Below are 12,139 nucleotides of genomic sequence, written 5' to 3'. Positions count from 1 at the left end.
CTTACACCTTAATTAAAGCAAAAAAAGAAGGTTGTACAATATATAACGTTGGTGAGTTTGAAAACTTACTAACGTTATTTTTTTATTTTAAGAAACGAATTATGATTCACTTCAAGTTTAAAGCAATAGAAACAAATTCGAGTAAAAAAATACAAATAGAAACACGATATGAAGCAGCCATTTAATTTAGAAGTGAAAAACAGCAGGTGAAATACACGAGACTCCTGCGGGAATAAATCTTTTCGGTGGGACGAGTAATCGCAGTCTCAGCACGAGCTGAAGATCCACTAAGGCAAGCGCTCTTTGCTTGCCTTAGTTAGCTAAAAGCCGTGCCCGCGGAAACATACTAAGATTAGTAGTACAAGACCTAGGCCAGGTTTTGTGCTACTATTTTTTTATAGTAGAAGTGAAGTAAAGCCGAATCACGCTAAGGACCTTGAGTTCGACGATCGGAAACTGGCTAACTTCACTCCCTTATTTGAATCAGCTTAGTATGTTGGGTCCCCAGAGACCGTGTATAAGAAAGTGGAATCGATAAGGTAAAGTGGAGACTTCTACAAAAATATTAAGGAGGAGAAGAAAATGAGATGCGTTATTGCTTTCGACGTTAGTCGAAAGAGTAGTACCATGGCCGCTTACAACGAGCAAGGTAACTGTGAATTTGAAGGGAGGTTAATTCATTCAAAAACGGGATTCTCTAATTTAAGTAAAATCATTAAAGATCTAAGTGAAAAGAATAATTATACCTTAGAATTTGTTTTTGAAGCGACTGGAGTATATTCGGCTGCTTTAGAACGATTCTTACGAGAGAATAATCTCGTTTATTATTCTTTAAATCCTTTATTAGCACACCTTAACACCCAATCTCTAAGAAGAAACAAAACAGATATAAGTGATGCGCATCAACTGGCTAAGAATCATTTTAAAAACGATTATTTCCAAACTTATCGCGAAGATTCTTATTACGAACAGATGCGTACAATGTCACGTCGCTATGATGAGATTATGAAAGAGAAGATTCAGTACAAAAATCGACTACATGCATCATTACAATTATCTTTCCCAGACTTTGATACGGCTTTTATTAACAAATCAAAACTTTATTATAATCTTGTACAAGTATTCCCTCACCCAAACTTGATATTAAAACGATCTAAAACAGTTATTAAAAATCGTATTAAAAAATGCACTAAGAAAAACTATTCATTAAAAAAGTTAGAGGAAAGAGCAATTTTATTGATTGAAATCGCAAAGGATTCATTTCCAGCAGTTGATGAAACAGACTATTCTTGTGAGTTAGTAAGGGATTATGCCAAGAAAATATTAGAGATGGAGGAAGAGCAAGATGAAATCATTCAAAGAATGACAGAAATGTCAAAAGACCGTAAAGAATACAGGATCCTTCGGTCATTTCCCGGAATAAAAGATAAATTAGCCTGTAGAATCATAGCTGAACTAGGGGATTTAACACGTTTTAAAAATAATAAACAACTAAATGCATACGCCGGTATAGATATCGTAAGATATCAGTCTGGAAATATGGAGTATAAAGATCGTATAAATAAACGAGGTAATAGTAGACTGCGTGGTATTTTGTATTTTATGATTGTCTCAATGCTTTCTGCTAAAGGAAAACAAATAAATCATTTAGTTGATTATTATTATAAATTAAAAAAACAACCCTATAATAAGCATCATAAGGTTGCAGTAGTCGCTTGTATGAATAAATTCTTGAAAGTCACATTTCATCTTATTCAAAACGACCTATTGTATGATTATGAGAAAGCTTCAAGCCAACAATAATCATACTATGATTTAATTATAACACAATAGACCTTGAAAAAAGACAAAAAACACAAGGTCTATTCGAAGTGCAAAATTTTAATTAATTCCCGGAGGGGTACCCCTCCGGGAATTAATTAAAAAAAGGGATTTAAACACTTGACTAAACGTAAGAAAGCGAGTGTATTTCACCTGCGGTGAACAAGTTGTATCTTTATTAAAACTAAAACATATTTATTCTCGACTAATTATAAAACCTACCAACACTATTTGACATTGAAACAAAAAGAAACGGTCATCGACTTTACAGTTGATTTTCGTTTCTTTAATCTTTTAACCTTGTTTTGTATAGAAAAATGTATCTAGTAATTTAAAATTATACTTTTCAGGGGAGAAGATTTGCTCTGTACTTCCAACGAAGAACACCCCGTTATCAACTAAAGCATCACTAAATTTGTGGTAAATCTGATTTTTAGCCTCATCAGTAAAATAAATCATAACATTTCGACAAACTATCAGATCAAATCCGTTAGGGTAAGGATCAGAAAGTAAGTTATGCTGTTTGAACGTAATAGGTTTTTTTAATGAATCATCAATTACATATAAAGAATCCTTATGTACAAAAAACTTATCTTTAAAATCTTGCGGTACTTCTTTCAGTGCTCGTTCAGTATATATCCCTTGCTTTGCACGTTCGAGGATTTTTTCATCAATATCCGTTGCTAGAATACTAACATTATTTAAATCAATATATTGTTTTAAAATCATCGCAATCGTATAAGGTTCATCACCAGTAGAACAAGCAGCACTCCAAATTTTTAATTTCGATTTTTTCTTTAACATATCAGGAAGGATTTTTTTCTCTAGTACTTCCCAGCGTTTAGAGTTACGGAAAAATTCTGATACGTTAATCGTCATTTTATCTAAAAATTCTTCCATTAAAGCTTGATCTTTATCTAATGCAGCAAAGTAACTTTTAAACGTGTTGAAGCCTCGTTTATCTCTGAGTGATGTTAAACGCCTTTTCATTTGTACTTCTTTGTATAAATTTAAATCAATATTTGTCTTATCTTTGATCAATTGCGTAAATGCTTGATAATCTGGCATAATCATTTCTCCTCACTTGTTCATTACTGTTCTATATTATCATCACAAGTAAAGCAATCAGTAATTAAACAGTTACATTGTTAGTACTTCCGTTTGCTTAAATAACCGATTAGTTGCAAGAAGATATATTTTTCTGCTTGATCGGGTAATTGATTTATTTTCTGTCGAGCTTTTTCTAAATACCATTGGCTATATTGATAAGCTTTGCTAATTGCGTCACTATTCTTTATATCGGCAATTAGATCTTCAAAATCAAGCACATTCCCTTGATTGGATTGTTTAAAAAGGTTATGCACTTTTTTATATATTTGATCATCATTCATTGCAAGTAATGTTGGTAAGGTTAAATAGCCCTCACGTAAGTCTTGTCCAATTAATTTTCCCATCTCATCACTATTTGAAGAAAAGTCTAAAATATCATCTACAATTTGATATGACATCCCTAAATAATAGCCGATCAAATATAAATGTTTTTGAAGCTTTTTATCTGCTTGTGTGGCGATGGCACCTAATATACAAGACAATCCAATAAATTTTGCTGTTTTGTTACGATTTTTCTTAAAATATGTTTTTAAAGAACGCTCTAATTGATAACGATTCTGGTATTGGATCAGTTCACCGATTGCCAGTTGTTTTAAAGTATTTGAAAAAAGCTGATGAGCTTGTTTATCCTCTACTAAAGCCATTATTTCTAATGCCTCTGCCACTAAATAATCACCAACCATAGTCGCAATAAGAGTATTATATTGGAGATGGATCGTTTTTTTCCCTCTGCGCAATTGGGCATTGTCAATCATATCATCGTGTATTAGGCTACTCATATGTATTAACTCAATTGCACTAGCCATATCATATGCTTTTGTACGATCACGCTCTCCAAAGGAACTAGATATTAAACAAAGTAAAGGTCGAGAGCGTTTTCCACCAGCTTGGAGCAGTTGAATTGCAGCTGATCGAATCGGTTCATCTGCTTGAGAAAGTCGACCATATAGAATTTGATCGATCTGCTTTATTTCATTTTCCAAATCACGATATTGCAATAAAAGATTCATCAAATCATCCTATACAAATATGTATTTACAGTCTAGTTTTCAAGCTAGATAAGCCAAATGAAAGTGGCGTTTTAACTGTTTTTTAATCATGCGTACTAAGCCTTGATATCTGACATGAATCTGTCGTTCTGTATTATTTAATGAAGATCTCCTAAAAGGAATCATTAACTTAATTTCATCAACAGATGATTCTATTTGACTAAATGATATCAGTGAATAATAGTAACTGGCTTCAGTAATAAATAAGTTTAATTCAGCTAAATTAAAATACTTTAAAAGTTGATTAATAATCAATGTATCAATTTGAGCATTAATCTTAATAAATTGATTGAAATTATGTGGCATTAATTTATCAACATTTATATTTAATTGATTAATTGATTTGGTTACTGATGCTAGTGCCTTAATTAATTGATATTCTGAATGACTGGCCAATAAATCATAATGTTGGGCACTTAAATAATCACCAATTAAAATAATTTCAGTTTTTCGTTCAGACGTTTGACTTAAAACTTGTCTGTGAAGGTCAAGTGACAGTTGTAATAAGTGGATTGAAACAATTATATCAACCTTTTTTGCTTCATCCCAATCCGCAAGTGTAATAAGGTCTCGGTAAATTAATAAACGTGGATCATCTTTTAATAATAGGTCTTTTACTGCTGAATTAATAAACGGTTGGAATTCTTGATTTATCTTATCTGTAATTAAGTCACTAATCATCTAACTAGACCTCCACTGTATGTTCAATCAATATTAGTTAAAAGTATTAATTTCTCCATGACGCGATTGAACAGTTGCTTTACCTTTAATTTTTATTGCAGAAGTATGTTCAGTGAATTGAACAATTAATAGTTCACCTGCATCAAGCTTTTCGGCATGATGAAACTTAGTTGATTCTCCCCTAGTTAAACCAATAACTTGTACACCATTTTCCTCTGCCTTAATTATAACGAATTCTGCATCCATTTGTTATCACCCATTCCATTCGTATTTTTACAGATAGAATTATATAAATGAAAAGAGGGTGCGACTTTGCACCCTCTTCGGCCCTATGTAGGTATTATTTTACGATATCTTTAAGGGCTTTACCTGGTTTGAAAGCAGGAACTTTGCTTGCTGGAATTTCAATTTCAGCTCCAGTTTGTGGGTTGCGGCCTTTACGAGCAGCACGATCACGCACTTCAAAGTTACCAAAACCGATAAGTTGTACTTTTTCACCATTTTTAAGTGAATCCATGATAGATTCTAAAACTGCGTCTACAGCTTTTGCAGCATCTTTTTTAGAAAGCTCACTTCTCTCAGCTACAGCATTAACTAAATCTGTCTTGTTCATGACATTCACCTCCTCCGTTTTTAAATTCTTGAAGCATTAGAATTAAAACGGTTATATTCCATTTGTTCACCAAAACTAATTATTCTATACTTCTAATCATCAAATAAAATGATGACAAAGCCTATAATATACGACTTTTACCAGAAATTCAACAAAAAATACATGATTAATTAAATTTATTAAAAAAAAGTATAAAAGTATCAGTAAAATACGTTTTGATGAACGATATAGGTTGCTATGACAAGCTTTAACCAGATAAATCGTAACATAGACAATATAATAAAGCAAGATTTGGAATAAAAATAATCTGTTTATTTATCGGCTTTTGTCAAAATATATTTATTAGTATTTGAGTATCACTTTATCAATTGAGAATATTAATATTGCAAAAAAAATAAACGACTTGATTATCAAGTCGTTATAGTATAATCGCGATCATGCCGCCTGATCCTTCGTTAATAATTTTTTCTAACGTATCTTTAAGCTTATGACGAACATTTTCAGGCATTAAAGTTAATTTACCTTGAATACCTTCTCTCACAATCGAACTTAGCGAGCGTCCAAAGATATCCGATTGCCAAATCGATAATGGATCATCTTCAAAATCTTGCATTAAGTAACGTACCAGTTCTTCACTTTGCTTCTCCGTCCCAATGATAGGTGAAAATTCAGACTCTACTTCTACTTTAATCATATGAATTGAAGGAGCAAGTGCTTTTAGTCTAACGCCATAACGGGAGCCTTGACGAATTATTTCTGGTTCTTCTAATGTCATATCACCAATGCTCGGTGAAGCTACACCATAACCTGTTTGCTTAACCATTGCAAGCGCATCAGCGATTTGATCATACTCTCGTTTTGCTTTAGAAAATTCTTGCATAAGCTGTAAGAGATGGTCTTTACCTGTTATCTCGACACCGACTATTTCTTTCAAGACTTGATCATATAGATAATTCGGTGCATCTAAATCAATTTCTGCAATTCCTTCACCCATATCAACACCATGAATTTTAGCTGATTCAATAAAATCATACTCAGCAAAATGACCAATAATTCTATCGACATCTCTCAATCTTCTAATGTCTTTAACTGTTTCTTGAATCGCTTCTTGATAATTAACTTTTAACCAATGATCTTCCTCTAGAACCATAACCCAACTTGGTAAGTTAACATTTACCTCTAAGACAGGGAATTCAAATAGCGCCTCTCGAAGCGCATTATAAGCATCGTCTTCGTTCATGTTTTCTGCACTCATTGCGATTACTGGAATATCATATTGTTCATTTAAAGACTGTCTTAATAATTCTGTCTCTTGACTGTACGGTTTTGTAGAATTTAAAATCATAATAAAGGGTTTGCCAACTTCCTTTAATTCATCAACAATTCTAGCTTCTGCATCCAGATAGTCTGAACGAGGAATATCACCAATTGTACCGTCAGTGGTTACCACTACACCAATCGTAGAATGTTCCTGAATAACTTTACGAGTACCAATTTCAGCCGCTTCATTGAACGGTATCGGCTCTTCATACCAAGGAGTATGAATCATTCTAGGACCATTTTCATCTTCAAATCCTTGTGCACTTTCAATCGTATAGCCTACGCAATCCACCAATCTAACATTAACAAAAAATCCATCATCCACTTCTAATTGAACAGCTTGGTTTGGTACAAATTTTGGTTCTGTCGTCATTATCGTACGACCTGCTGAGCTCTGTGGTAATTCATCCTGAGCCCGAGCACGATCATTTTCATCCTCCATGTTTGGCAGAACTATATTCTCCATGAATTTCTTAATGAAGGTTGATTTACCAGTTCGTACTGCTCCGACCACACCAAGATAGATATCACCATTTGTTCGTTTAGAAATATCTTTAATTAGATCTACATTTTCCACAAAATCCCCTCCCGATCTCCTTCAACACAACAACGTGCGCTTCTTCTGACACTATGATTCTATGATGTTGTCCCAATAGAATATGACAGTTGATTCAATAATATTTCTATGAAAAATAAAAAATCCTATTGTTCAATTTATATGCACTAGTTTTTATTTCATGTGTGTAAGTTTGGGAGACAATTTAACTAGATCATAAAAGATTATCCAACACAAATAAAGCCGAGTTAGAGGGGCATTCTAACTCGGCTTGACTCAGGATTAATACCCAGAAGCAACTTTAAAGTGAGTACTTGTGCATAATAGTTTATGCTTGAAATTAATTAATGTATATACAAACACCCATTACGAATCACTTTTTAAACTGTTGTCCTAGTGTATTCATATCCTTTGGTAATTTATTTTGCGTAATGACTTTAACCAATTTATCTTCTTTTTCTTTAGAAATTGGTTTATTTGCCATTTGACTTAGTTTTTTAACAAGATCCCTAACAGTTGTCTCATCAGAAAAATCAGCATTCTGAACGGAATTAGCTACTTTAAAGATATCTGTTGGATTAATATTTGTTTTCTTTTTGATCTGACTAAAAAGATTCGATTGCTTTTCACTCACCTAGTTTCCTCCTTGCTAAACCTTTTACAATACTATATGCAAGGAAGAGATTTGGCGTTCATCATCAATTTTGTTGATAATACTGCTTTAGCATATTATGAATTTCATCAATTTCATTTCTTTTCGTTCTTGTCATCAGTTCATCAACAATTTCACGTGCGTTCGCATTTTCAAATAACACTTTATAAATTCCAGCAGTAATCGGCATTTCGATATTTTTTTCTTTTCCTAAATGATAGGCTGCTTTTGCAGTTCTTACACCTTCAACAACCATATTCATTTTAGCTAGTACTTCATCTAATGAATAACCTTGTGCTAATAGATTTCCAGCATTCCAGTTACGGCTATGTTTACTTGTTGATGTAACGATTAAATCACCGACACCTGTAAGTCCAATAAATGTTAACGGATCAGCACCCATCGCTGTACCAAGACGAGCAATTTCAGCTAAACCTCTCGTTACTAGTGCGGCCTTCGCATTATCACCATAACCAAGACCATCTGAAATACCTGCACCTAAGGCAATAATATTTTTTAATGCACCACCTAATTCAACACCAATTACATCGGTACCAGAATATACACGGAAGCGTTCATTCATAAATAAATTCTGGGCATGTATTGCTGCTTTTTCGGATTTTGATGCAGCTGTTACTGTTGTTGGATGACCAATACTCACTTCTTCAGCATGACTTGGTCCTGATAGTATGACAATTTCATCATAAAGTTCTCTAGGTAGTTCTTCTTCGATCATCTCTGAGACACGCTTAAATGTTTCAGGTTCAATTCCCTTAGTTCCATGAATAATAGTAACTTTATGTTTTAATACTTCTCTAAGTTGTTGACAAACAAGTCTAATTACCTCAGTAGGTAAAACGAGTAAGATTGCTGATACGTCCTCTATTGCTTCCTCTAACTTGAAATAGGCTTTAATTTCTTCTGGAATGACGACATCTTTCAAATACATTGGATTACGATGCGTTTGATTAATTTCATTTGCATGTGCTTCAATATGTGTCCATAATCTAACATCATGACCATTATCATTTAATACCATCGCCAGTGCTGTTCCCCAGCTACCAGCACCTAAAACAGCTATCTTTTCCATTTGAACAACTCCTTAACTACGTTTTCTAGCAAGAATTTTAATTGGTGTACCTTCAAATCCGAAAGCTTCTCGAATTCGATTTTCTAAAAAGCGTTTATATGAAAAATGCATAAGCTCTGGATCATTAACAAAAACCACAAATGTAGGTGGCTTAACTGCAACCTGAGTCGCGTAAAGGACTTTCAATCGTCTACCACGAACAGTTGGAGTTGGATTAAGAGCTACTGCATCCATAATAACATCGTTAAGTACACTTGTTTCAATTCTTCTTGTATAGTTTTCACTAGCTAATCGTACTTGAGGCATTAACGTATGAATTCTTTTTTTAGTTAATGCAGACAAGAAGACAATCTGTGCATAGTCTAAAAATACGAACTGTGCTCTAATTTCATCTTCAAAATTCTTCATTGCTTGCTGATCTGAATCAACTGTATCCCATTTATTCACAACAATAACAATCGCTTTACCTGCTTCATGTGCATGTCCGACAATACGTTTGTCTTGCTCTAAAATTCCAGTTTCAGCATCGATCACAATTAGCACTACATCAGAACGATCGATCGCTTTCATCGCACGCAACAAACTATACTTTTCTGTAGATTCGTATATTTTCCCTCGTTTTCTCATCCCAGCAGTATCAATAATGACATAATCATCACCATCATATACAAAAGGAGAGTCAACTGCGTCTCTTGTTGTACCAGCAATATTACTTACAATGACACGATCTTGTTGTAATAATGCGTTTACTAATGATGATTTACCAACATTCGGTCGACCAATCACACAAAAATGTAAGGCTTCATCTTCCTCAGAAATCCCAATATGTTTAGGAAATAATTCTACGACTCGATCGAGTAAATCACCTAGGCCAAGACCATGCGATCCGGATATAGGATAAGGTTCACCGAATCCTAGACTGTAAAATTCATAAATTTCCTCACGCATTTCTGGATTATCAACCTTGTTTACTGCTAATACAACAGGTTTATTAGATTTATAAAGAATCTTAGCAACCTCTTCATCAGCAGCAGTTATACCTTCTCTTACATTTACCATAAAGATAATGACATCTGCTTCATTTATGGCAATATCAGCCTGTTCTCTCATTTGAACAAGTAAAGGTTCATCGCCTAATTCGATTCCCCCCGTATCAATCAAATGAAACTCATTTGATAACCATTCAACTTTTGAATAAATTCGATCTCTTGTTACTCCTGGTATATCATCTACAATTGAAATTCTTTCACCGACAAGTCGATTAAAAATAGTTGATTTCCCGACATTTGGTCGTCCAACTATTGCTACGACAGCTTTTCTCATGAAAGGGTCATCCTTTCTATAATTTACTTATTTATTTTCTGTTGACGATTTACTCACATAATCGATAATTTCTGAGTAAATGGTATCTAACTAATATAGTTTAGCAAAATTTGTTCCTTTAAACAATATTTTATATACGCGCTAAAATACGGCGACTAAATAACCATTGTACAAGATAGCAAATAATGATGGCAAGATATATTGAAGTAAAGAAATTAATCTCACCGATTGTTACTTGCCAATCAAACACTTTTACCTGATATGCGTACAATAATTCCCCAGTCAAGCATGATGTAATCAGTAAATAAATTCGATCGATTGGGTCTTGAACAAGTATCAAAAGAATTATGATAATAACACAACTAATCATTATTGTTTCATTAAAAAAGATCCAAATCGGATTCGTAATTAATATATACTTTATTCCGTTATATATCATAATCAGACAAAATAATAATAAATAATTAAAATAAGCCATTTTTTTAATTAATATGAGTAGCCAAAAGATAATTAACGTATAGAGATAAGGTAAAGTTAGTTTAAATTGTAGACATTCCACTTCTATTTCTATAAACAGTATATTTAACAATACAAGCCACAAAAACAAGTATGTTAGGTCGTTCTTTTTGCGGTCTACTAGCAATAAGTAGGTAATGGCAATCCAACTGATCCAATAATATACCATACTGATCCCCCCTATTTTACTTATCAGTATGGCTATAATTGAAAAAAGCTAAACAAAAAGCATGTAGCTAAGTTTACACTACATGCTTTTGAATCTTATTTAAATTTATCTAGTTGATCCCCAATTACATCACTAATTGAGAAACCTTGATCTTCATCTTTTTCATATGATTTTAGCTCTTGCTGGTTTTTATCTGCTTCTAACTCACGAATACTCAATGAAATTCGTTTCTCGTCTTCATTTACATCAAGTACTTTTGCTTCGATTTCTTGATCTACCTCTAATACTTCATGTGGTGTACCGATATGCTCTGTTGAAATTTGAGAAATATGAACTAATCCTTCTACTCGAGGGAAGATCTCCACAAAAGCACCAAAGTTAACTAATCGCTTTACAGTACCTTTAACGATATCACCTGGCTTAATTTTATCTTCGATTCCAGCCCATGGTCCAGGTAATGTTGCTTTAATTGATAATGAGATTCGCTCAGATTCTACATCAACAGATAGTACTTTGACTTTTACCGTTTCGCCTTCACTAATGACATCACTTGCATGATTAACATGTTCATGTGCTAGCTCTGAAATATGAACAAGCCCATCAATTCCACCTAAATCAATGAAGGCACCAAAATCCGTAATTCTAGCAACTTTACCTTCAACAACTTGTCCTTCTTCAAGACTTGCAAGTCTTTGTTCTTTTAATTTTTCAGATTCTTCTTCTACAACCGCACGGTGTGAAAGAATCACACGATTTTTTGAACGATCAAGCTCTACTACTTTTAAAGTTAACTCAGTATCTAAATAAGTAGAGAAATCTTCTACATAGTGAACTTCAACTAATGAAGCTGGAACAAAACCTCTTACCCCAACATCAACAACTAGTCCACCTTTAACAATTTCCTTAACAGTTGCCTCAAATACTTCACCAGATGCTAATTTATTTTCTAGATCAGCCCAAGCCTTTTCAGTATCAACTGCTTGTTTTGATAAAATGACTTCATCATCTGTAATTTTATTTATTTTTAATGTTAGCTCATCATCTAGATTAACAACTTCACTAGCACTTTCAACATGAAGATGAGTTAACTCGTTGAGTGGCACAATGCCATCTGTTTTCCAACCAATATCAACTAGAACTTGGTTATCCTCAACCTTAACTACTTTTCCTGTGACTTCTTGTCCTACAGAAAAATCTTTCAATTCAGATACTTCTTTGTTCATTTCATCCATTAGAAAC

At 33.4% G+C, this 12,139-nt stretch carries 12 protein-coding genes; 1 reads left to right on the top strand and 11 read right to left on the bottom strand.

Annotated elements, in window-relative coordinates; genetic code table 11:
• Positions 1-582: 582 nt before the first annotated feature.
• Positions 583-1,803: an IS110 family RNA-guided transposase gene (locus AXY_RS06405; RefSeq protein ID WP_015009979.1), complete on the top strand. Its 1,221-nt coding sequence runs from the start codon at positions 583-585 to the stop codon at positions 1,801-1,803.
• Positions 1,804-2,115: 312 nt separating this feature from the next.
• Here AXY_RS06405 and AXY_RS06400 read toward each other — a convergent pair whose 3' ends face one another.
• From AXY_RS06400 to rpsA, 11 genes are all read right to left on the bottom strand, one after another.
• Entirely contained in the window at positions 2,116-2,889 is a 774-nt protein-coding gene (locus AXY_RS06400) for a CheR family methyltransferase (RefSeq protein WP_015009978.1), read from the bottom strand.
• Positions 2,890-2,969: 80 nt separating this feature from the next.
• A complete protein-coding gene (locus AXY_RS06395) occupies positions 2,970-3,941 on the bottom strand; it encodes a polyprenyl synthetase family protein (RefSeq protein ID WP_015009977.1) in 972 nt (323 codons plus the stop codon).
• A 39-nt stretch (positions 3,942-3,980) separates the two neighbouring features.
• On the bottom strand, positions 3,981-4,661 hold the full coding sequence (locus AXY_RS06390; RefSeq protein ID WP_015009976.1) for a heptaprenyl diphosphate synthase component 1: 681 nt from the start codon (positions 4,659-4,661) through the stop codon (positions 3,981-3,983).
• A 33-nt stretch (positions 4,662-4,694) separates the two neighbouring features.
• Positions 4,695-4,907, bottom strand: a complete 213-nt coding sequence (gene mtrB, locus AXY_RS06385; protein WP_015009975.1) for a trp RNA-binding attenuation protein MtrB — start codon at positions 4,905-4,907, stop codon at positions 4,695-4,697.
• A gap of 94 nt (positions 4,908-5,001) precedes the next feature.
• Positions 5,002-5,274 carry an HU family DNA-binding protein gene (locus tag AXY_RS06380; RefSeq protein WP_015009974.1) on the bottom strand — a complete coding sequence of 91 codons (273 nt, stop codon included), beginning with the start codon at positions 5,272-5,274 and terminating at the stop codon, positions 5,002-5,004.
• Positions 5,275-5,692: 418 nt separating this feature from the next.
• Positions 5,693-7,171 (bottom strand): stage IV sporulation protein A, encoded by a 1,479-nt coding sequence (spoIVA, locus tag AXY_RS06375; protein ID WP_015009973.1) that lies wholly within the window; start codon positions 7,169-7,171, stop codon positions 5,693-5,695.
• A gap of 352 nt (positions 7,172-7,523) precedes the next feature.
• On the bottom strand, positions 7,524-7,784 hold the full coding sequence (locus AXY_RS06370) for a stage VI sporulation protein F (protein WP_015009972.1): 261 nt from the start codon (positions 7,782-7,784) through the stop codon (positions 7,524-7,526).
• A 64-nt stretch (positions 7,785-7,848) separates the two neighbouring features.
• Positions 7,849-8,892 carry an NAD(P)H-dependent glycerol-3-phosphate dehydrogenase gene (locus AXY_RS06365; protein ID WP_015009971.1) on the bottom strand — a complete coding sequence of 348 codons (1,044 nt, stop codon included), beginning with the start codon at positions 8,890-8,892 and terminating at the stop codon, positions 7,849-7,851.
• A gap of 12 nt (positions 8,893-8,904) precedes the next feature.
• A complete protein-coding gene (gene der / locus AXY_RS06360) occupies positions 8,905-10,215 on the bottom strand; it encodes a ribosome biogenesis GTPase Der (RefSeq protein ID WP_015009970.1) in 1,311 nt (436 codons plus the stop codon).
• Positions 10,216-10,345: 130 nt separating this feature from the next.
• Positions 10,346-10,900 (bottom strand): YphA family membrane protein, encoded by a 555-nt coding sequence (locus tag AXY_RS06355; RefSeq protein WP_015009969.1) that lies wholly within the window; start codon positions 10,898-10,900, stop codon positions 10,346-10,348.
• A 95-nt stretch (positions 10,901-10,995) separates the two neighbouring features.
• Complete coding sequence (gene rpsA, locus AXY_RS06350; RefSeq protein WP_015009968.1) at positions 10,996-12,132, bottom strand: 30S ribosomal protein S1; 1,137 nt, start codon at positions 12,130-12,132, stop codon at positions 10,996-10,998.
• Positions 12,133-12,139: the final 7 nt, after the last annotated feature.

Origin of the sequence: Amphibacillus xylanus NBRC 15112 (genome assembly GCF_000307165.1) — a bacterium.
In the GTDB taxonomy this organism is placed as follows: domain Bacteria; phylum Bacillota; class Bacilli; order Bacillales; family Amphibacillaceae; genus Amphibacillus; species Amphibacillus xylanus.
The sequence above is the reverse complement of the archived record's forward strand: the minus strand, read 5'-3'. Positions and strand labels throughout refer to the sequence as shown.

What these genes read in the sequence shown, in the direction of transcription:
- AXY_RS06400 (WP_015009978.1), bottom strand. Translation starts at nt 2,889, where the DNA reads ATGCCAGATTATCAAGCATTTACGCAATTGATCAAAGATAAGACAAAT.
- AXY_RS06365 (WP_015009971.1), bottom strand. Translation starts at nt 8,892, where the DNA reads ATGGAAAAGATAGCTGTTTTAGGTGCTGGTAGCTGGGGAACAGCACTG.
- AXY_RS06390 (WP_015009976.1), bottom strand. Translation starts at nt 4,661, where the DNA reads ATGATTAGTGACTTAATTACAGATAAGATAAATCAAGAATTCCAACCG.
- AXY_RS06355 (WP_015009969.1), bottom strand. Translation starts at nt 10,900, where the DNA reads ATGGTATATTATTGGATCAGTTGGATTGCCATTACCTACTTATTGCTA.
- mtrB (WP_015009975.1), bottom strand. Translation starts at nt 4,907, where the DNA reads ATGGATGCAGAATTCGTTATAATTAAGGCAGAGGAAAATGGTGTACAA.
- AXY_RS06380 (WP_015009974.1), bottom strand. Translation starts at nt 5,274, where the DNA reads ATGAACAAGACAGATTTAGTTAATGCTGTAGCTGAGAGAAGTGAGCTT.
- AXY_RS06395 (WP_015009977.1), bottom strand. Translation starts at nt 3,941, where the DNA reads ATGAATCTTTTATTGCAATATCGTGATTTGGAAAATGAAATAAAGCAG.
- der (WP_015009970.1), bottom strand. Translation starts at nt 10,215, where the DNA reads ATGAGAAAAGCTGTCGTAGCAATAGTTGGACGACCAAATGTCGGGAAA.
- AXY_RS06405 (WP_015009979.1), top strand. Translation starts at nt 583, where the DNA reads ATGAGATGCGTTATTGCTTTCGACGTTAGTCGAAAGAGTAGTACCATG.
- rpsA (WP_015009968.1), bottom strand. Translation starts at nt 12,132, where the DNA reads ATGGATGAAATGAACAAAGAAGTATCTGAATTGAAAGATTTTTCTGTA.